This window comes from Variovorax jilinensis, assembly GCF_030316885.1.
GTDB lineage: Bacteria > Pseudomonadota > Gammaproteobacteria > Burkholderiales > Burkholderiaceae_C > Variovorax > Variovorax jilinensis.
Map to the genome: position 1 here is coordinate 192534 of NZ_JASZYQ010000004.1, position 19745 is coordinate 212278.

19 protein-coding genes are annotated in these 19745 nt (G+C 70.7%); 5 read left to right on the forward strand and 14 right to left on the reverse strand.

The features are described from left to right. Positions 1 to 46 precede the first annotated feature (46 nt). On the forward strand, positions 47 to 907 hold the full coding sequence (locus QTH87_RS16640; protein WP_444812798.1) for an IclR family transcriptional regulator: 861 nt from the start codon (positions 47 to 49) through the stop codon (positions 905 to 907). A gap of 33 nt (positions 908 to 940) precedes the next feature. On the opposite strand, the gene QTH87_RS16645 is transcribed toward QTH87_RS16640, so the two are convergent. The 7 genes from QTH87_RS16645 to QTH87_RS16675 form a co-directional block, all read right to left on the reverse strand. Continuing rightward, positions 941 to 2413: a DUF1501 domain-containing protein gene (locus QTH87_RS16645; protein ID WP_286610706.1), complete on the reverse strand. Its 1473-nt coding sequence runs from the start codon at positions 2411 to 2413 to the stop codon at positions 941 to 943. A gap of 8 nt (positions 2414 to 2421) precedes the next feature. Continuing rightward, positions 2422 to 4287: a DUF1800 domain-containing protein gene (locus QTH87_RS16650; RefSeq protein ID WP_286610707.1), complete on the reverse strand. Its 1866-nt coding sequence runs from the start codon at positions 4285 to 4287 to the stop codon at positions 2422 to 2424. 175 nt (positions 4288 to 4462) lie between these two features. Beyond that, the gene (gene pyrF / locus QTH87_RS16655) at positions 4463 to 5287 is read right to left on the reverse strand and encodes an orotidine-5'-phosphate decarboxylase (protein ID WP_286610709.1); all 825 of its coding nucleotides are present in this window, start codon (positions 5285 to 5287) and stop codon (positions 4463 to 4465) included. 10 nt (positions 5288 to 5297) lie between these two features. Next, positions 5298 to 6116 (reverse strand): uracil-DNA glycosylase family protein, encoded by an 819-nt coding sequence (locus tag QTH87_RS16660; protein WP_286610710.1) that lies wholly within the window; start codon positions 6114 to 6116, stop codon positions 5298 to 5300. A gap of 21 nt (positions 6117 to 6137) precedes the next feature. Further along, a complete protein-coding gene (rimI, locus tag QTH87_RS16665; protein WP_286610712.1) occupies positions 6138 to 6725 on the reverse strand; it encodes a ribosomal protein S18-alanine N-acetyltransferase in 588 nt (195 codons plus the stop codon). Continuing rightward, on the reverse strand, positions 6722 to 7429 hold the full coding sequence (gene tsaB / locus QTH87_RS16670; RefSeq protein ID WP_286610714.1) for a tRNA (adenosine(37)-N6)-threonylcarbamoyltransferase complex dimerization subunit type 1 TsaB: 708 nt from the start codon (positions 7427 to 7429) through the stop codon (positions 6722 to 6724). Before tsaB ends, rimI begins: the two co-directional genes overlap by 4 nt. Further along, positions 7422 to 8429 carry a DMT family transporter gene (locus tag QTH87_RS16675; protein WP_286610716.1) on the reverse strand — a complete coding sequence of 336 codons (1008 nt, stop codon included), beginning with the start codon at positions 8427 to 8429 and terminating at the stop codon, positions 7422 to 7424. The genes tsaB and QTH87_RS16675 overlap by 8 nt, the downstream gene beginning before the upstream one ends. Positions 8430 to 8506: 77 nt before the next feature. On the opposite strand from QTH87_RS16675, the gene dacB reads away from it, so the two are divergent. Both dacB and QTH87_RS16685 read left to right on the forward strand, forming a co-directional pair. Then, the gene (gene dacB / locus QTH87_RS16680; protein WP_286610718.1) at positions 8507 to 9979 is read left to right on the forward strand and encodes a D-alanyl-D-alanine carboxypeptidase/D-alanyl-D-alanine endopeptidase; all 1473 of its coding nucleotides are present in this window, start codon (positions 8507 to 8509) and stop codon (positions 9977 to 9979) included. 94 nt (positions 9980 to 10073) lie between these two features. Next, complete coding sequence (locus QTH87_RS16685; RefSeq protein WP_286610720.1) at positions 10074 to 11624, forward strand: alpha/beta hydrolase family protein; 1551 nt, start codon at positions 10074 to 10076, stop codon at positions 11622 to 11624. Positions 11625 to 11672: 48 nt separating this feature from the next. On the opposite strand, the gene QTH87_RS16690 is transcribed toward QTH87_RS16685, so the two are convergent. The 3 genes from QTH87_RS16690 to purE are packed head-to-tail and all read right to left on the reverse strand — an operon-like array spanning position 11673 to position 14390. Continuing rightward, the gene (locus QTH87_RS16690) at positions 11673 to 12674 is read right to left on the reverse strand and encodes an L-threonylcarbamoyladenylate synthase (RefSeq protein WP_286610722.1); all 1002 of its coding nucleotides are present in this window, start codon (positions 12672 to 12674) and stop codon (positions 11673 to 11675) included. Between the two features lie 10 nt (positions 12675 to 12684). Further along, entirely contained in the window at positions 12685 to 13851 is a 1167-nt protein-coding gene (locus tag QTH87_RS16695) for a 5-(carboxyamino)imidazole ribonucleotide synthase (RefSeq protein WP_286610724.1), read from the reverse strand. Beyond that, on the reverse strand, positions 13848 to 14390 hold the full coding sequence (gene purE / locus QTH87_RS16700; protein WP_286610726.1) for a 5-(carboxyamino)imidazole ribonucleotide mutase: 543 nt from the start codon (positions 14388 to 14390) through the stop codon (positions 13848 to 13850). The genes QTH87_RS16695 and purE overlap by 4 nt, the downstream gene beginning before the upstream one ends. Positions 14391 to 14426: 36 nt before the next feature. On the opposite strand from purE, the gene QTH87_RS16705 reads away from it, so the two are divergent. Then, positions 14427 to 15347 carry a tetratricopeptide repeat protein gene (locus QTH87_RS16705; RefSeq protein WP_286610728.1) on the forward strand — a complete coding sequence of 307 codons (921 nt, stop codon included), beginning with the start codon at positions 14427 to 14429 and terminating at the stop codon, positions 15345 to 15347. Positions 15348 to 15418: 71 nt separating this feature from the next. Further along, positions 15419 to 15868, forward strand: a complete 450-nt coding sequence (locus QTH87_RS16710; protein WP_286610730.1) for an META domain-containing protein — start codon at positions 15419 to 15421, stop codon at positions 15866 to 15868. 25 nt (positions 15869 to 15893) lie between these two features. On the opposite strand, the gene QTH87_RS16715 is transcribed toward QTH87_RS16710, so the two are convergent. The 4 genes from QTH87_RS16715 to fba all read right to left on the reverse strand — a co-directional run bounded on the left by QTH87_RS16715 (position 15894) and on the right by fba (position 19734). Continuing rightward, positions 15894 to 16550 carry a Crp/Fnr family transcriptional regulator gene (locus QTH87_RS16715; RefSeq protein WP_286610732.1) on the reverse strand — a complete coding sequence of 219 codons (657 nt, stop codon included), beginning with the start codon at positions 16548 to 16550 and terminating at the stop codon, positions 15894 to 15896. Between the two features lie 186 nt (positions 16551 to 16736). Further along, a complete protein-coding gene (locus QTH87_RS16720) occupies positions 16737 to 17447 on the reverse strand; it encodes a helix-turn-helix transcriptional regulator (RefSeq protein ID WP_286610733.1) in 711 nt (236 codons plus the stop codon). A gap of 119 nt (positions 17448 to 17566) precedes the next feature. Then, positions 17567 to 18472, reverse strand: a complete 906-nt coding sequence (locus QTH87_RS16725) for a phosphoribosylaminoimidazolesuccinocarboxamide synthase (protein ID WP_286610736.1) — start codon at positions 18470 to 18472, stop codon at positions 17567 to 17569. Positions 18473 to 18669: 197 nt separating this feature from the next. Continuing rightward, positions 18670 to 19734, reverse strand: coding sequence for a class II fructose-bisphosphate aldolase (gene fba, locus QTH87_RS16730; protein WP_286610738.1), 1065 nt, complete (start codon positions 19732 to 19734; stop codon positions 18670 to 18672). Between the last annotated feature and the right edge of the window lie 11 nt (positions 19735 to 19745).

The window sequence follows — 19745 nt, forward strand, 5'->3', positions numbered from 1 at the left end:
GTGGGACGAATGACGGCAGTGTAATTCCAGGATCAGTTAATGTCTAATGCCTTCTGTATCAACGAATTACGGAACTCCTGTGGCGGCTGACTCCGACCGGGCCCAACGCGGCATCCAGAGCATCGAGGTGGGCGGGCAGCTGCTGCGTGCCCTGGTCCACCACGGCCGGCCGATGGCGCTCAAGGACCTCGCGCGCGAGGCCGACATGTCGCCCGCCAAGGCGCACCCCTACATGGTCAGCTTCGGTCGCCTGGGCCTGATCGAGCAGGACCGCGCCAGCGGCCACTATCTGCTCGGACCGCTCGCCTTGCAACTGGGCCTGATCAGCCTGCAGCAGGCCAACCCGGTCCACATCGCAACGCCGCTGATCGCCGAGCTGGCCCGGGAGATCGGCCACACGGTGGCGATCGCGGTCTGGGGCGACCGCGGCGCCACCATCGTGCGCATCGCCGAGTCGCCGGCGCCGCTGCACGTGAACATGCGCCACGGCACCGTGTTCTCGCTGACCCACACGGCCTCGGGCCGGCTGTTCGGCGCTTACCTCGATGCCGGGGTCGTGGAGCGGATGCTCGACGAGGAACGCGAGCGCGAACGCAGGGGCGCGGTGGCGCCCGCGCAGCGCGGCATGCCGCCGGCGCAGCCCCTGCCCGACTGGAAGCGCTTCGAGGCCCAGTTGCACGAGGTGCGCGCACACGGGCTGAGCCGCTCCGAAGGCGAGATCCTGCCGGGCGTGAATGCGATGTCGGCGCCCGTCTTCGATCCCACGGGCGCGATCGTGCTCGCGCTCACGGCGATCGGCCCGGCCGCCATCTTCGACACCGCCTGGGACGGCGAGGTCGCGCGCGCGCTCAGGGCGTGTGCGGGCCAGGTGTCGGAGCGGCTTGGAGCGGCAGCCGCAAGGCCCTGAGGCCCCGAGCCGGTCCTGGATGGCGGGAGGGCCTCAGGCGGCTGCCATGAAGCCGACGTCCTTGGGCCAGTCGATGCCGTTGGTGTTGCCGCCGAAGTTCTTGAGGTTCGGCAGGATGCCCGCGAGATCGGCGTCCGAGACGCCGAACCACTTGGCCAGCGTGCCCGCGTACTGGTCGACCGAGGTGGTCGGAATCAGCCGGCCCTGGCCCACATGGCCTTCCCAGCCTTCGAGCTTCGAGTCGTTGTTGATGCTCACCACCGGCGGCGTGCCGTAGAGCGCCCCGCCCTTGACCGCGCCGCCGACCACGAAGTGGTGGCTGCCCCAGCCGTGGTCGCTGCCGTCGCCGTTGTAGGCCAGCGTGCGGCCGAAGTCGGAGGCGGTGAAGGCCGTGACGTTGTTGGCCAGCCCCTGCGCCACCATCTGGGCCTGGAAATCGGCCAGGGCGTCGCTGAGGCGGGTCATCAGCCCGACCTGGCTGTTGATCAGGTTGTCGTGCAGGTCGAAGCCGCCCATCGACACGAAGAACACCTGGCGCTTGCTGCCGAGCGTCTGCCGGCCGCGAATCAGCCGCGCCACCATGGCGAGCTGGCTCGCGAGGCCGTTGCCGGCCGTGAATGTGCCGGTCGCGTAGGGCGCACCGATGGCGGAGGTCACGGTTTCCTCGGCCTTCACCGCGCGGGTCGTGACCTTGTTGTATTCGTTCTCCAGACGGTGCGAGCGCGTCTGCTGGCTGAGCGCCTGCATCGCGGCCTTGACCGTGCTCGAGCCGTAGAGATTCGCTCCGCTGGCCGGGCTGATGCTGTTGATGCGCACCGCACCGCCGGAGCTGACCTGGTACTGCAGCGTGTTGTCGCCCGACAGGAAGACCGCGTTGCCTGCCACCGAGATGCAGGTGAACAGCGAATTGCCGTTCTGGTTCAGCACCAGGTCGCCGACGTTGCCGCCCCAGCCGATGGTCGAGCCCTCGGGCGAGGACGACTGCCAGGTCGACTGCTGGTCGTTGTGCGAGAACAGCTTGGGCGGTTGCGGAAACACCTTCTTGTTGCTGTTGTTGTACTGCGCGCGCGTGAGCGGCACCACCAGCGGCCCGACGTTCATCTGCACCGCCATCGACTTGGCATCGAACAGGCCCTTCATCCTCGTCATCGACGGATGCAGGGCGTACTGGCGGCCGCCGGCAAGGATCGGGTCCAGCTTGGTGGCATCGAGCGCCGCCTTCGCCAGCGCGACGCCGCCCGCCGTCCGGCCCGCACCGCCGCCGCGGATGGTGCTGTACTTGTCGTAGCTGGCGTCGTCGTAGGTGACGAGCGTGTTCGCGTAGTCGTTGCCGCCGAACAGGAAGACGCAGACCAGCGCCTTGTAGTCGGTGGCGGTCTGCGCGGCGGCCTCGCTCATGGCCGACAGGCTGAGCGCGAACGGCATCGCGCTGCCGGCCAGCGCCAGCGAACCGGAGCGCTGCAGGAAGGCGCGGCGCGAATGGCCCTTGGGGTCGATCAGATGCATGGTGGGGCCTATTTCTGGATCAGGTATTCGGAGGAGGCCATCACCAGCAGCACCGCCGCGTAGATCCGATTGAGCTTGGCCGCGTCGGTGGTGGTGGTCGTGAACGCGGGCGTGGAGATCGCCGTGGTGATCGTCGACACCGTGGGGGCGGACAGCTGGTTCGCGCACAGGACCAGGTTGAGCCGGCGAACCAGCGCGGCCGGATCGTTCACCAGCGACTTCTCGACCGCATAGGCCGGGAACACGTCCTTGCTGTCGTAGCCATTGACCAGAACGCTCTGCAGGTAGTTGAGATAGCCGCCGACGCTGGTCTCGTTGACCAGCTGGAACTCGGGTGCGGACTTGCCCTCGGCCGCCAGCGCAGTCGACGGCGGCACGTAGCCCGGACGGAAGAAGTTGAAGACCGACGGCGAACGCAGCGGACTCTGGCCCAGGCGGCCGGCGGGGTCGGAGGTGTCATCCACCTTCCAGGTGCCCTTGGCGGAGGCGACGCCGAAGCTGCGCGCCCACTGCGCCAGCCGCAGCATCGGCTCGCGCAGCCGGCCGAACTCGGGATCAGTCAGGCCGGCCGGGCTGCGCGCCTCGTTGTCGAGCAGAACGGCCGCGAACACGCTCTTCATGTCGCCGCGCACGCCGGCGCCGTTGTCGGCGAACACCGCCGACACGCGTGCCACGTAGGCCGGGCTCGGGTTGCTGGTCACGAGCCGCTGGATCAGCTGCTTGCCGATGAACGGGCCGACGTTCGGATGGTTGAAGAGGGCGTCCAGCGCGATCTTCAGCGCCGGTGCGCCCTTGGTGCCGGCCGGCACCGTCGTGCCGAGAAACTTGGCTTCCAGCGTGGAGTGCTTGTTCTCGGTCAGGACCATCGGGCGCTGGGTCCAGGCATTGGTCTCGACCGAATAGGTCTGGTTCGGTACCTGGAAGCCGCCCTGCTCGCTGGACGCGATGTTGAGGCCGTAGCCGGTGAAGACGCGCGCGATGTTGGTCACGTCGTCCTGCGTGTAGGAGTCGAGCGGCAGGCCGTCGGCGCCGCGCATCGGCGTGCCGTCCTGGTTGAGCTTGACGAGGCCGATCGTCATGAGCTGCATGACCTCGCGGCCGTAGTTCTCGTCCGGCTGGCGGCCCTGCGCGTTCTCCTTCTGGTTGTCGCGCGTGTTGAGGTAGAAGCCCATCGCGGGATTCAGCGTGACGTCCTCGAGCAGCTTGCGGAAGTTGGTCGTGACGCCCGCGACCATCATGTCCCAGTACTGGGCCATCATGTGCTCGGGCCAGGACGAGCCGAGGTCGTTGCGCGAGACCACGAAGATCTCGGTGAAGACCAGCGCCATGCGCTTGCGGAAGCCGTCGGGCGAGCTCATGAGCTGGTTCCAGATCATGTGGTCGCTGTTGGCCGTTCCGTAGGGCTTGGCGTTGAGCCAGTTCCAGCCGGTCTCCGTCGGCGCCATGTCGACCTGCTCGCCCAGCCACGGCAGGTAGCCCTTGGCGCGCACCGCGGCGATCTCCGCCTCCGTGGCCGAGAACTGCGCCTGCAGCAGGAAGCGCGCCGCCTCGTCGTCGGTCTTGGCCTGCGTGTAGACGTAGCCTTGCGCGGTGGCCGTGTTGTTCAACGCGGTCAGCGATCCGGCAGCCGGAGCCGTCGATCCGGAGCCGGCAGCGGCCAGCGCCGCCAGGCCCGCCGTGTTGGAGCCACCACCGCCGCCGCCGCAGGCGGCAAGCGCCGCCGAGGCTGCCAGCGCCGCCGCGAGCTTCGCTTCGGACCGCCCGACGGCTGCCGGGGAAGCGGTCGGTCCCGCGGGCAGCGCCGGGGGGATGTCGTGCACGCGCACGCTCTCGTCGGCCGCTGAAACGCGGCCGGTCGCGATGTCTTCCACCATGGATTCCTCACTCCTCGACGCGTTGGCGCCGCTCTTCTCAAGGCAAATGCCGTGCCCGGCGTTCGGCCGGTCGGTGAGGACTGTAAGAGAAGACCTTAGTACAACAACTGTGAGGAAATGTGACTTTTTACGTCACTTGACACAGGCAAAAACCGCCAGACGCCGCGAAATGTCGCTAGGGTTTGGCGGCTTCGAGGCCGTCGCGCGTGCGGATCGCCTCGCGCCGCGCGGCCTCGGCGAAGTCCGACCCCGAAGAGGCGTAACAGATGGCGCGCGATGAGTTGACCACGATGGGCGCATCGGCTCGCCACCCGGCGCGCACCGTGGCCACCGCGTCGCCGCCTTGGGCGCCGACGCCCGGGATCAGCAGCGGCACCGTGGGCGCGAGCGCGCGCACGCGCTCGATCTCGGCCGGGTAGGTGGCGCCGACCACGAGGCCCAGCTGCCCGTTGAGGTTCCAGGGGCCCTGGGCCAGCCTTGCAACATGCTCATACAAAAAGGGCTCGCCCTCGATGCCGGCGAGGCGCTGCCCCTGCAGGTCGGCGCCACCCGGATTGCTGGTGCGGCAGAGCAGGAAGGCGCCCTTGCCCTGGTGCCGGAGGTAGGGCTCGACCGAATCGAAGCCCATGAACGGCGACAGCGTGACCGCATCGGCGCCGTAGCGCTCGAAGGCCTCGCGCGCGTACTGCTCGGCCGTGGAACCGATGTCGCCGCGCTTGGCGTCGAGGATCACCGGCACCTGGGGCGCGTTGCGGCGCAGGTGCTCCATGAGCTGCTCGAGCTGGGCCTCGGCACGATGGGCCGCGAAGTAGGCGATCTGCGGCTTGAAGGCGATGGCGAGGTCGGCGGTGGCGTCCACGATGCGGGCGCAGAAGTCGTAGATCCGGCCGGCGTCGTTCTTCAGCGAGGCGGGAAACTTGGTCGGTTCGGGGTCGAGTCCGACGCACAGCAGCGAGCCGTTTTGGCGCTCGGCGGCGCGCAGCTTGTCCAGGAAGGTCATGGATGCGATTTTAGGTGGCCGCCTGCGGCCGCTCGGCCACCACGGGCGCCACCTGCTCGGCGGCCAGGCAGAGATCGGCCCAGGCACGGCCCTTGTCGGCCGGATTGCGCAGCAGGTAGGCCGGGTGATAGGAGGCCACGACCGGCAGCGCCGGCAGCCCGGCGAGCGCAATCGGCACGACCCGGCCCCGCAGCTTGCCGAGCGGCTCGGCAAGCTGCAGCAGGCTCTGGGCCGCCAGCGGTCCGAGCGCCAGCAGCACGCGCGGCGCCAGCGCCGCCACGTCGTCGGCCAGCGCGGCCTCGGCCGGCCGGGGGCTGCCCGGCTGGCCCGAGGCGACCCCGCGGTGGGTGCGCATCAGGTAGACCGGCACGGCACCGCCATGCAGCTGGAGCGCGCCGAGCATGTTGTGAAGCAGCCGGCCGGCGTCGCCCTCGAACGGGTCGCCGTGGCGGCCGTCGAGGCCGGGCGGCATGTCGGCGACGATCAGCCAGCCGCCTTCGCGCGGTGCCGAGGCATCGCCGCAGATCCGGCGCGGGGATTCGGCCAGCACGCCGGCGCCTTGCGTGGGGATGGCGGTCCGGGGGGTGGCGGGTGGCGCCTCGGCCGATGCGGGCACTGGCGCAGGCGCCGTGACGGCGGGCGATGCGGCGACGACCGGCACCGGGCGCACTTCCGCGCGCGGCGGCGAAACGCCGGCTGCCTCGACAGCCGGCTCGAGAGGCAGGGCCGGACCCGGCTGCGCCTCGGCCTGGCGCCACCAGAACAGCTTGATGCCCATCTCGTCGAGCATGGCGCGCTGGCGCGCGTCGAGGTTGAGTGCGTCAGTCATGTCGGCGATTGTCGCGGCGACTCATTTGAGCCCGCCCCAGGCGCTGCCCGATTCCTGCAGCCGCAGGCTCATGACGATCGCGTCCTCGCGCGTGGCGCCTTCGGCCGGGTAGTAGCCCTTGCGCATGCCCACGCGCCGGAAGCCGTTGCGCTCGTAGACCGCGAGCGCGCGCAGGTTGCTGGCCCGCACCTCGAGCCACAGCCACTGCGCATTCTGGCCGCGCGACCAGCCGGCGAGCGCCTCGAGCATGAGCGGCGCCCAGCCCTGGCCCTGGAAGGCCGGCGCCACGGTGATGTTGAGCAGATGAACCTCGTCGACGCCCTTCATGGCCACGAAGTAGCCGATCAGCGTCTCGCTGGCGTGCGCGCGCGCCAGCGCCCGGCTGAAGAGCGCGCGGGCGCCGTGCGGCGCAGGCGCGGTGTCGATGCCGTCGGCGGCCGGCACCACCAGGCACTGGCAGTGGTAGCCGGCGGCCAGCGAATCGGTGAAGTTGGCGGCCGTCCAGGGGTGGCTGAAGGCGCTCCGCTCGACCGCGCACACCGCCGGAATGCGATCGATCGTGATCGGCTCGAGCCGCGCCTCGCGCGGCTGCTGCAGCACGGCGCTCATCGCGGTGACTCCGGCTCCGCCGCCAGCAGGGCCCCGGCCTTGAGTGCCGCCCGTTCCTCGGTGGTCTGCGCCACCTTGTCGCGCACGTAGAGCGGCCCGGCCTCGGCCGGCGCCACCGTGCGGCCGGCGGCCAGCAGCGCGGGCGCCAGCCGCAGCATGGCGGCGGCGGTGGGCAGCACCTCGTGGCGCGCGCAACCGTGCGGCAGGCGCTCGCCGTAGGCCGCGAAGGCATTGCCGGCCAGCGCCCAGCCCGCGGGCAGCACCAGCCCTTCGGGCGCGAGCAGCTCGGCCTCGCTGGTCGGGAGATCGATGCCGAAGTCGTAGCCGGCCGCATAGACCTGGTCCATGCGCGCATCGAGCACGGCCATCACGCGCTGGGTGCCGAAGCGATGGCGGGCCTCCTCGGCCACCGCATGCAGCGTGTCGATCGGCAGCAGCCGGACGCCGGCGCCGTAGCCCAGGCCCTGCGCCACCGAGCACGCGGTGCGCAGCCCGGTGAAGGAGCCCGGCCCGCGGCCGAAGGCGATGGCGTCGAGATCGGCCAGCGCCAGGCCGGCCTCGGCCAGCAATTGCTGGATCAGCGGAATGAGGCTGGCGGAGGACTGCGCGCCGCCTGCGCCGCTGTGCTCGACCACGCGATCGCCGTTCTGCACCGCGATCGACATCGCCTCGGTGCTGGTGTCGAAGGCCAGCAGCCTAGCCATCGAGCCGCCCTCCCGCCACCGCCACGCCGGCTGGCGCCACCGCCGGCATCGCACGGCTGCGCTGGACGCCGAACAGGATGCCGGCCGTGACCAGCAGCAACCCGGCCAGCAGGTTCCAGTAGAGCGGCTCGCCGAGGAAGATCACGGCGGCCAGTGCCGACAGGCCCGGCACCAGCGCCGTGATCATGGTCGTGCGGACCGGGCCGAAGTACTGGACCATCCGCGTGAACGCGATGCCCGAGACCACCACCGAGCCGATGCCCTGGAACAGCAGCTGGAAGGCGATCTCGCCGGGCGGCGCGGTGGCGAGCCGGCTGGTGACGGCACCCGCGGCGGCCAGCACGGCATAGGTCGGCACGAAGGTCATGAAGGCGAAGACGGTGATGGCGATCGTCGCGCGCACCGCGTCGAGGCCGTGCCGGCGCACGATGATGCTGTAGCAGGCCCAGCAGAAGGCCGCGCCCATGAACAGCAGGTCGCCCTTCCAGAGCTCGCCGCCGTCGAGCGCATGCAGCAGGCTGGCGCCGCCCACGAACAGGTCGCCCAGCACGATCAGCCCCAGGCCGAGCGCGCGCAGCGGTGTCACGCGGTCGTGCAGGACCACCGCCGCGAGCAGCGTGGTCCACAGCGGCAGGCTGCCGGGCAGCAGCACCGAGGCATGGCTGGCGGGGGCGAAGAAGAAGCCGGTATAGGCCAGCAGCGCGTAGGCCAGGCCGCCGAACACGCCGGCGCTCGCGGTCAGCCGGAAGCCGAGCGGCGAAAGCCCGAAGAAGGAACCGGGCGCGTCGCGGCCCTCGGCGCGTGCGCGCATCACGAGCCATGCGCCCCAGGGCATCAGCACCAGGCTGGCGCCACAGATGCGCGCGAAGGCGATGTCCATCGGCGCCAGCGAACGGCTGGCCGAGGCCCGCGCCACCACGATGAAGGCCGTCCACACCACCACGGTGACCACGGCGGCGAAGATGCCGACGGTGCGGTCGGAAAAGCGGGAGGCGGGCATCGGGCGATTATCGAGCTTGCGGGCGCAACGCGCTGCCGCCCGGCAGGGCGCCGGGCCCCGGCCCGGATAATCCGCGCATGCCCCTCGCCCTGTCTCCCGTGCCGCCTGCCTCGTGTCCGTTCCGCGGCGTCCGCGGGCGCATTGCGTCCGCCCTGTTCGCGCTCGCGCTGGCTGCAGCCGCCGCCGTCCCGACCGTCACGTCGGCGCAGAGCCTGCCGCCCGAGGTCGACGCCGCACTCGCGCGCGCCAAGGTGCCGCGCGACGCCGTGACGATGCTGGTGGTCGATGCCGACGGCGTGCGGCCCCCGCGCCTGGCCTGGCGCTCCCAGGTGCCCGTGAACCCGGCCTCGATCATGAAGCTGGTCACCACCTACGCGGGACTCGACCTGCTCGGGCCGGCCTACACCTGGAACACGGCGGTCTACGTCGACGGCCCGGTGCGCGACGGCGTGCTCGAAGGCAATCTCTACATTCGCGGCCAGGGCGACCCCAAGCTCGTGATCGAACGCCTGTGGCTGCTGCTGCGCCGCGTGCAGGGGCTGGGCATCCAGTCGATCCGTGGCGACATCGTGCTCGACCGCAGCGCCTTCGAGATCGCCGAGAGCGACCCCAATGCCTTCGACGGCGAAGGCCAGCGGCCCTACAACGCAGCGCCCGACGCGCTGCTGATCAACTTCAAGTCGGTCGTGATGACCTTCGTGCCGAACCCGGCCGCCCAGGTGGCGCAGGTTGCCTACGAGCCCGCGCTGGCCGGCGTCGCGATGCCGGCCACGGTGCCGCTTTCGGCCGGCGAATGCGGCGACTGGCGCAGCACCCTGGGCGGCGAGTTCGGCGACCCGGCGCGGCTCGCCTTCACCGGCAGCTATCCGGCGGCCTGCGGCGAGAAGACCTGGTCGGTGGCCTATGCCGATCCGCGCGGCTACGCGGCGCGCGCGATCGCGGGGCTCTGGGGCGAGATGGGCGGCCGGCTCTCGGGCCGCGTGCGCGACGGCCAGGTGCCGCCCGCGCTCCGGCCCGCCTTCGAAGCCGGTTCGCCGCCGCTGTCGGAAGTGATCCGCGACATCAACAAGTACAGCAACAACGTGATGGCGCAGCAGCTGTTCCTCACGCTGGGCCTGCAGCAGAAGAAGCGCGGCACGCTCGAAGCCTCCCGCGCCACGGTCCGCCAGTGGTGGAACGACCGCGTCGGCACCGGCGAGGGCCAGCCCGTGTTCGACAACGGCTCGGGCCTGTCGCGCGACGAGCGCATCAGCGCGGCCGCGCTCGCCAAGATGCTGCAGGTGGCCTGGCGCTCGCCGCAGATGCCCGAACTCGTGGCCTCGCTGCCGGCCAGCGGCGTCGACGGCACCCTGCGCAAGCGCGCACTGCGCTCGGGCGGCGCGGCGCACCTGAAGACCGGCACGCTGCGCGATGCCGCCGGTGTGGCCGGGTACGTGCACGGCGCGAGCGGCCGGCGCTGGGTGGTGGTGGCGATCGCGAACCACGCCAACGCCGTCGCGGCGCGCCCGGCCTTCGACGCCCTGGTCGACTGGGCTTCGATCGACCACTGACCTCATCGCGTCATGTAGGTCAATGCCGATTGCGTGTGCGCGGGCCGCTCTTCACAATGAGCGCCGGTCCAAATCACCGCAGGAGACAACTTTCATGAACAAACTCCCGGCGTTCGCGCTGGCCGGCACGGCCCTGTTGCTTTCCGCTTGCGGTGGCGGAGGCGGCGGCTCTTCCTTCAACCTGCCGGTCACGGCCGACACCGGGCGCGGCTCGGTGGTCACGATCCCGCCCGAGCGCATCCAGCGCATCACGGCCAGCGAGTTCTCCACCCTGCTGCAGGCCAATTCGCAGGGCAAGGCGCTGCGCCAGGTGGCGGGCGACCCGAAGTGCGGCGTCGACGTGCGCTACCTCGAATACCGCACCGTCGGGGGCCAGAACGAAGCCACCACCGCCACCGCCGCGATCATGGTGCCCTCGGGCACCGATGCGGCCTGCAACGGACCGCGCCCGGTGGTGCTCTATGCCCACGGGACCAATGCGGCACGCGACTACAACATCGCGCGCTGGACCGATCCGAACCAGCCGGCCTCGGCCGAAGGCGTGATCGTGGCGGCGATGTTCGCGGCCCAGGGCTACATCGTGGTGGCGCCCAACTACGCCGGCTACGACAAGTCGCCGCTGCCCTATCACCCGTATCTCAACGGCACCCAGCAGGGCAAGGACGCGGTGGATGCGCTGACCGCGGCGCGCCGGACCTTCCCGCTGATCGAGACCCAGGACGCCGGCTCGCTGTTCGTCACCGGCTACTCGCAGGGCGGCTACGTCGCGCTGGCCGCGCACCGCGAGCTGCAGGCCACCTCGCAGACCGTGACGGCCTCGGCGCCGCTGTCGGCGCCGGGTGCGATCAGCCTGCTGGCCGACTACAGCTTCAGCGGCTGGCCCGCGCTCGGCGCCACGCTGTTCACGCCGATGCTCTCGACCAGCTGGCAGAAGCAGTTCGGCAACGTCTACACGGCCACCGGCGACATCTACGAAGCCCAGTACGCCACCGGCATCGACACCCTGCTGCCGACCACGCTGACGCCGACCACCGCGCTCTACACGACGGGCAAGCTGCCGCCGCTCGCGCTCTATCCGCCGAACGCGGTGCCGGGGCCTGTGAGCCCGTCGCTGGCACTGTTCTACGCGCCGAACAACCTGGTGCGCCAGAGCTACCTCACGCAGGCCTTCAACGACATCCAGGCCAATCCCTGCCCGGGCAACGCGCTGCCCGTGAGCGCCGCGTCGCTCTCGACCACCTCGCCGCTCGGCTGCCAGCCGCTGCTGGGCTTCCGCAAGGCGGCAGTCGCGAACGACCAGCGCAGCTGGCTGCCGACGCGGCCGATGCTGATGTGCGGCGGCGCCAACGATCCGACGGTCAACTTCGCGAGCACCCGTGCCACTTCGGGCTACTACCGCGCCCGCGGCATGCCGGCGAGCGCGCTCACGGTGGTCGATCTCGAGGACGTCGCCGCCACCGATGCCTATTCGACCGCCCGGGCCGGCTTCGCGCAGGCCAAGATCAACACCGCGAACGCCGCCGGCACCGACCCGACGCAACAGGCGCAGGCGGTGGTGCAGGCCTACCACGGCACGCTGGTTCCGCCCTTCTGCATGGCGGCGGCGCGCGGCTTCTTTGCGGGCGTCCTGGCAGCCGGCGGTTGAAGTACGGACCTCGCTGCCGGCGGCCCGCCGCCGGCCTGAACCGCGCAGTCAGGCCGCCGCGGCCCGCGTGAGCCGGTCGCGCACGCCTTCCCAGGCGGCGTCGGCCGGCGGCATCTCGACCCAGATCAGCTTGACGCCCTGGGCGTCGAAATCCCGCAGCACCGCGAACAACTGCTGCGCAGCGGCCGCGGCATCGTCGGGCATGCGACGCTGGACGATGCGCTGCGAACGGCTGCTGAGCACGGTACGCGACCAGACGGCGATGTTCGCGGCATTGGCGCCGAGCACGTCGAGCCCGGTCTGCAACGCCTTCGCATCCATCAGGCGAACCTTGGCGCTCGGCGCGTAGTGGGCCTCGAGCGTGCCCGAGGCACGCGGGTCGGGCGCGCCCAGCACTTCCTTGCTGCGCAGCGGCTCGCCGCCCGCGGCCTCGATCTGGTTGCGCGTGATCGCGCCGGGGCGCAGCAGCACCGGCGCGCCGCGGCTGCAGTCGACGATGGTCGACTCGATGCCGACTTCGCAGGCGCCGCCGTCGAGCACGAGCAGTTCGTCGCCGAATTCCTCCTGCACGTGGGCCGCGGTGGTGGGGCTCACGCGGCCGAAGCGGTTCGCGCTCGGCCCCGAGAGACCGTGCACGCCGAGCCCGGCACAGGCCGCGAGCAGGGCCTGGGCCACCGGATGCGCGGGGCAGCGCAGGCCGATGGTGTCCTGGCCTCCGGCCGAGGCCGCCGCCACGCCGGGCTGGCGTTCGACGATCAGCGTCAGCGGGCCGGGCCAGAAGGCCCGCACCAGCTTCTGGGCGAAGTCCGGCAACGGCCGCGCGAAATGGGCCAGGGCCTCGGTGCCTCGCGCGCCGGCGGCCACGTGGACGATCAGCGGATGGTCGCTGGGACGGCCCTTGGCCGCGAAGATGCCGGCCACCGCAGCGTCGCTCGATGCGTCGGCGCCAAGGCCGTAGACCGTCTCGGTCGGGAAGGCCACCAGGCCGCCGTCGCGCAGGGTCCGTGCCGCCTGGTCGATGGCCGCGGGCGATGTGCCGTCGAGGATCATGACGCGGCGGCTACTCGGACAGCGGGATCGGCAGCCCGAGCAGCGCGGCCGCGAAATCGGCCGTGCTGCGCACCGCGTCGATGTCCTCGCCCGTGATGTTCAGGTGGCCCATCTTGCGGCCGCGCCGCGCCTCCGTCTTGCCGTAGAGGTGCAGGTGGGTGCCGGGCAGCGCGAGCACGTCGGCCCAGCGCGGTGGCTCGGGCGTGTCGCCGTCGACGAACCACAGGTCGCCCAGCAGGTTGAGCATGATCGCCACGCTGTGCTGGCGCGGCGGATTGAGCGGCAGGCCGGCCAGGGTGCGCACCTGCAGCTCGAACTGCGACACGTCGCTGCCGTCCAGCGTCCAGTGGCCGCTGTTGTGCGGGCGGGGCGCCATCTCGTTGACGACCAGCCGGCCGTCGCCGAGCACGAAGAATTCCACGCACAGCACGCCGACGTAGCCCAGCCCCTCGGCCACCGAGCGGGCCGCCGAGACGGCGCGGCGCGCCGTGGCCTCGGGCATGCTGCGCGGGTGGACCTCGGTGACGGCCAGGATGCCGTCGCGGTGCAGGTTGCGCTGGGCCGGGAAGTTGACCATCTGGCCGTCGGCGCCGCGCGCGACGATCACCGAGCATTCGAAGTCGAGGCCGAGCAGCTTCTCGAGCACGCAGGGCACGCCGGAGGCATCGGCCCAGGCGGATTCGAGCTCGGCGCGCGTGGACACGCGGCGCTGGCCCTTGCCGTCGTAGCCCAGGCGTGCGGTCTTGAGGATGCCCGGGAGCAGGTCGGCCGGCACTGCGGCCAGCTGGGCCTCGCTCTCGATCACGGCATAGGGCGCGCATTCGACGCCACAGGCCACGAAATGCGCCTTCTCGCGGATCCGGTCCTGCGCGATGGCGACCGCCTGCGCGGCCGGCGCCACCGGGCGCGCCACCGCGAGATGCTCCAGCGAGGGCGCCGGCACGTTCTCGAACTCGGTGGTCACGGCATCGGCCAGGCCGGCCAGGCGCGCCAGCCCGTCGACGTCGGCGTAGTCGGTATGGATGTGGTGATGGCTCACGCGGCCGGCCGGGCTGTCGGCGTCGGGGTCGAGCACCGCCGTGAAGTAGCCCATGGACTGGGCCGCGTGCACGAACATGCGCCCGAGCTGGCCGCCGCCGACGACGCCGAGCGTGGCGCCTGGCAGCACGACGCTCACAGCGCGCCTCCGCCCTGCGGCGAGAACGGCGACACCGCGGGCGCCTCGCCCGGTGGCAGCGTCATGGCTTCGGCGGCGCGGGTCTGCTGGCGCCGGAACTCGTCGAGCCGTGCGCGCAGCGCCGGATCGCCCACGGCCAGCATCGCCACCGCGAACAGGGCCGCATTGGCGGCACCCGCGTTGCCGATGGCAAAGGTCGCCACCGGCACCCCCTTGGGCATCTGGACGATGCTGTAGAGAGAATCCACGCCCTGCAGGTGGCGGCTCGCCACCGGCACGCCGAGCACCGGCACCGTGGTCTTGGCCGCCAGCATGCCGGGCAGGTGGGCGGCGCCGCCGGCGCCTGCGATGATCGCGGCCAGACCGCGCGGCGCGGCGCTCTCGGCGTAGGCGAACAGTTCGTCGGGCATCCGGTGGGCCGAGACCACCCGGGCTTCGTGGGTGATGTCGAATTGCTGGAGAATCTCGACCGCATTGCGCATCGTCTCCCAGTCGGAGTTCGAGCCCATCACCACGCCGACCTGAATTGCTTGCTTCATGGTTCGAATTTTACGTTTCACCCTCACCTTCCCGCGATGATCGACATCACCCTCGAAAATTTCCAGTCGGAGCTGATCGATGGCTCCATGACCACACCGGTCCTGCTCGACATCTGGGCCGAGTGGTGCGGGCCCTGCAAGCAGCTCGGTCCGGTGCTCGAAAAGCTCGAGACCGAATACGCCGGCCGCTTCACGCTGGCCAAGCTCGATGCCGACGCGGTGCCGCAGATCTCGCAGCAGCTGAGCCAGATGTTCGGCGTGCGCAGCATCCCGTTCTGCGTCATGTTCAAGGACGGCCAGCCGGTGGACGGCTTCGTCGGCGCCATTCCGGCGGCCGAGATCCGCACCTTCCTCGACAAGCACGTGCCCGGCGCCGACGAGGCAGAGGCCCTGGCCGAGGAGGAATCGGCCCAGGCGGCGCTGGCCGAGGGCGACACCGAGGGCGCGCTCGAGAAGCTGCAGCACGCGGTCGCCACCGACCCGGCCAACGACGACGCGCGCTTCGACTACGTCAAGCTGCTGCTGCAGGAAGGCCGCACCGACGATGCCAAGGTGGCGTTCGCACCCGTCATCGCCAAGACCGCGCTGGTGCGCCGCTTCGATTCGCTGCAGCGCTGGATGGGCGCGATCGACTTCGCGGCACCCCCCGCGGGCGCCGCGCCGTCGCTGGCCGATGCGGAAGCACGCATCGCGGCCAACAAGCGCGACTTCGAGGCCCGCTTCGACCGCGCCCGCCTGCTGATGGGCGCCCAGCGCTGGACCGATGCGATGGACGAGCTGCTCGACATCCTCATGCGCGACAAGACCTGGAACGAGGATCTGGCGCGCAAGACCTACATCGCGATTCTCGACATCATCGAGCCGCCGAAGATCAAGGTGGCCGACGGCCAGATCCCGCCGGACGACCCGACCGTGGCCAGCTACCGCCGCCGACTCAGCAGCGTGGTCCTGAGCTGAGCGTTGGCGGGCCGGGCGCCGTCGCATACGATGGTGCGAATTTCATTTCGTTGCACAAGGACAGACAGGCCATGCGTTCCAGCCCTGCCGCCATCCCCTTCCTCTCGGCCACCCTGCTTGCCGCGGCCCTGCTGGCCGGCTGCGGCAGCGGCATCAACCTCGACGAGCCGATCGAAGGTCCGGTCTGGCGCCTCGACCAGCTCGGCGGCGAGCCGGTCGCCCCGAGCGGCGACCCGCAGCGCGACCCGACGGTCCAGTTCGATCGCCGCAACGGCCGCGTGAACGGTTCGGGCGGCTGCAACCGGCTGTCGGGCACCTTCGAGCGCAGCGGCAGCACGCTCAAGCTGAGCCAGCTGGCCTCGACCCGCATGGCCTGCGCCGATCCCGCGCTCGGCACCAAGGAGGCGCAGTTCTTCGCCGCCCTGCAGGCCACCACGAGCTACCGCATGCAAAGCCCGACGCGGCTCGCGCTGCTCGATGCAGGCGGCCGCACGGTGGCCACGCTCAGCACCACGCGCTGAGAGCCCTCCACGGGCGATAAGTGCGCTACCAGCGCGCCGGCAGCTCGCGCTCGATCACGATCTGGCGCCGGTCGACCGAGATGTAGCCGCCCTGCTCCAGATCCTTGAGCAGCCGGCTCACCATCTCACGCGAACAGCCGATCTCGCTGGCCATGGCCTGGTGCGTGAGCCGCTCGGCCAGCCGCCGTGCGCCGCCCTCGGCCGCCATCGCCGAACGTGACTCGAGCAGCCGCCGCAGGCGTGCATAGACGTCGAGCAGCGCCATGCTGCGGGCGCTCTCGGTCGCCAGCCGCGCGCGACGGATCAGGCGCACGATCAGCGCGAAGGCGAAATCGGGGTGCTCGGCCACGTACTGCAGCATGGTCTCGCGGGTGACGACGGCGCACAGCGTGGGCTCCACGGCCTGCACGCTGGCCGAACGCGGGCCGCCATCGAGTGACATCTCGCCCACGTATTCGCCCGGACCATGGAGCGCCAGCGTGACCTCGCGGCCGCGCGTGTCGGACAGGAAGGCGCGCAGCCGGCCGGCGAGCACGATGTAGACGGCGCCCCCGGTATCGCCCTCCTCGATCAGCATCGCCCGGGTGCGGTAGCGGCGCTGTACGCCTCGCTCGGCAAGCAGTTGCAGCGCCGGCGGCAGCGCGGCAGATGGCTCATCGGACGCGGCGGGCTTCGGCGGCATGGCGCGAATATAAGCGGCCCCCGGGGCTGCGCACAGCCCGGGGGACCGCTCCCTCTCGCGTCTTCTTCCGTTTACTTCTGCCTTCTCTCAGCCTCTCCCGACATCCTGACGCCTTTGCGCTCCCTGACAACCCTCGCCTGCGTGACAGCCCCGAATGAGCCCGAATTCCCGTTGCGCGACGGTGCGCTAGTCCACGAGCCGCAGCACCGACACGATCTGGGGCAGGCGCGAGACGCGGTGCACCACCTCGCGGATGCTGGCGCTGCCGGTCTTCTGCCGCACGTTCTTGATGTGGGTGCGCACGGTGGACATGCGCACGCCCTCGAGGCAGGCGATTTCCTCGGCGCCGTGCCCCGCGCACAGCCGGGCCAGCACGTTCTGCTCGGCCCGCGTCAGATGGCGCGCGCGCGCGAACATCTGCATCGTGAGCATCTCGCAGCCGGCACGGCGGCTGCAGATGACCAGCACGGTGTCGATCGTCGAGCCGCCATGCACCGCCGCGAGCGGCACGAAGGCCAGCGACAGCGCGTCGGCGCCCGGGTCGAGCTCGACGATGCTGCGGCAGTCGCGCTCGGCCTCGGCCAGCGAATGGCGGATCCTGGATTGCGCCACACCGTCCGCTGCGCACAGCATGCCGTCGGCGTTGCGCAGTGCACGGCCGGCGGCCAGTTCGCGCCGGGCCGGGTAGTTGGCGTGCAGGATGCGGCCCGTGAGGTCGAGCAGGATCAGGCCGTGGTCGATCTCCTCGAGCACCCGCGCCAGCATGCCAGCCTGCACCGCATCGGGCGGCACCGCCGTGACCGCGGGGACGGCGGCAGCGGCAGCGGCAGCGGCAGCGGCAGCGGCAGCGGCGGCATCCTCGCGCACGCGAAACTGGAATTCGGCTGCGGTTTTCATGCGACTCTCCTCATCTAAGGGGATGCGCAGAGTCTGGAAGAGGACGGCCGCCGCGTGCCGTGACCTATTGCCGCCGCTTTTGTGATGTATTCACATTCCGCGGCCGGGGCCGCGGGCGCTCAGCCCGTCAGACGCTCGAGCGCCTCGCGGTACTTGGCGGCGGTCTTCTCGATCACCTCGGCCGGCAGGCGCGGCGCCGGCGGGGTCTTGTCCCAGGGCTTGCCGTTGATCTTCGTGGCCTCGAGCCAGTCGCGCACGAACTGCTTGTCGTAGCTCGGCGGATTGGCACCCGTGGCGAGCGCTGCCTCGTAGCCCTCGACCGGCCAGTAGCGCGAGCTGTCGGGCGTCAGCACCTCGTCCATCAGCACCAGCGTGCCGGCTTCGTCGAGCCCGAACTCGAACTTGGTGTCCGCGATGATCATGCCCTTGCCGAGCGCGATCGCGGCGGCCGCCTCGTAGATCGCGATGCTGGTCTCGCGGATCTGCTGCGCGAGCTTGGGGCCCACCACCTCGACCACCTTGTCGTAGCTGATGTTCTCGTCGTGGGCACCGGCGGCGGCCTTGGCCGCGGGCGTGAAGATCGGCCGCGGCAGCTTGCTGGCGTTGGTCAGGCCCTCGGGCAGCGGCACGCCGCAGACGGCGCGGCCTTCCTGGTATTCCTTCCAGCCGCTGCCGGCCAGGTAGCCCCGCACCACGGCCTCGACCGGGATCGGCTTGAGGCGCTTGACCAGCATCGAGCGGCCTTCCACCTGCGCCACCTCGTCGGGCGTGACCACGCTCTCCGGCGCATCGCCGGTCAGGTGGTTGGGGCACAGGTGGCCCAGGCGGTCGAACCACCAGAGCGCCATCTGCGTGAGGATCACGCCCTTGCCCGGGATCGGCTCGCCCATGATCACGTCGAAGGCCGACAGGCGATCGCTCGCCACCATCAGGATGCGGTCGTCGCCGACGGCGTAGTTGTCGCGCACCTTGCCGCGCGCGAGCAGCGGCAGGCTCTGGATGGAGGAGGTATGGACGGTGGTCATGGCGGATGAAGGTGAGACGGTGCGGAAGACTTCGCAGATTGTGCGCGCGGCTCGCGCCGCGGCAAACCAATCGGCCGGCGCAGCCAGGCCCGTTCGTGAAACCCCGCGAAACCGGCTTTGCCGGGCCGCAGGGGTTGCCCCCGGAGAGGGGGTGGGAGCGCGACACGCAGTGCGCGCGACCTGGCGGAGGGCCCTGGCTACCTGACTTCCTGCGCGAGCTCGCCCTTGGCGTACCTGGCGGCGACGACCTGCAGCGTGTCGCCCTTGATCTTCGGGCCCTGGCCTTCGCAGCCGAACTCGAGGTAGCGCTGCTTGCAGATCAGGCGGGCTGCCTCGCGGGCCGGCTTGAGCCATTCGCGGGCATCGAACTTCTCGGGGTTCTCGGCCAGGAACTTGCGCACCGCGCCGGTCATCGCGAGGCGGATGTCGGTGTCGATGTTGATCTTGCGCACGCCGTGCTTGATGGCTTCCTGGATTTCCTTCACGGGCACGCCGTAGGTTTCCTTCATGTTGCCGCCGTACTGGCGAATGATGGCCAGCAGCTCCTGCGGCACGCTCGACGAGCCGTGCATCACCAGGTGGGTATTGGGGATGCGGCGGTGGATTTCCTTGATGCGGTCGATCGCGAGGATGTCGCCGGTGGGCTCGCGCGTGAACTTGTAGGCGCCATGGCTCGTGCCGATGGCGATCGCCAGCGCGTCGATCTGGGTCCGCTTGACAAAGTCGGCAGCCTGCTCAGGGTCGGTCAGCAGCTGCTCGCGGGTCATCGTGTCGTCGGTGCCGTGGCCGTCTTCCTTGTCGCCCTTCATGGTCTCGAGCGAACCGAGGCAGCCCAGTTCGCCCTCGACCGTGACGCCGACCTTGTGCGCCATCTCGGCGACCTTCTTCGTGACGTCGACGTTGTAGTCGTAGCTGGCGATGGTCTTGCCGTCGGCCTCGAGCGAGCCGTCCATCATCACCGAGCTGAAACCGAGGTCGATCGCGCCGCGGCACACGTCCGGGCTCTGGCCGTGGTCCTGGTGCATCACGAGCGGCACGGTCGGATAGGCCTCGATGGCGGCCTGGATCAGGTGCTTGATGAAGGCTTCGCCCGCGTACTTGCGGGCGCCGGCGCTGGCTTGCAGGATGACGGGAGCGCCGACTTCCTTGGCGGCCTCCATCACGGCCTGCACCTGTTCGAGGTTGTTGACGTTGAAAGCCGGGATGCCGTAGCCATTGGCGGCGGCATGGTCGAGCAGTTCGCGCATCGAGACGAGTGCCATGGAAATACCTC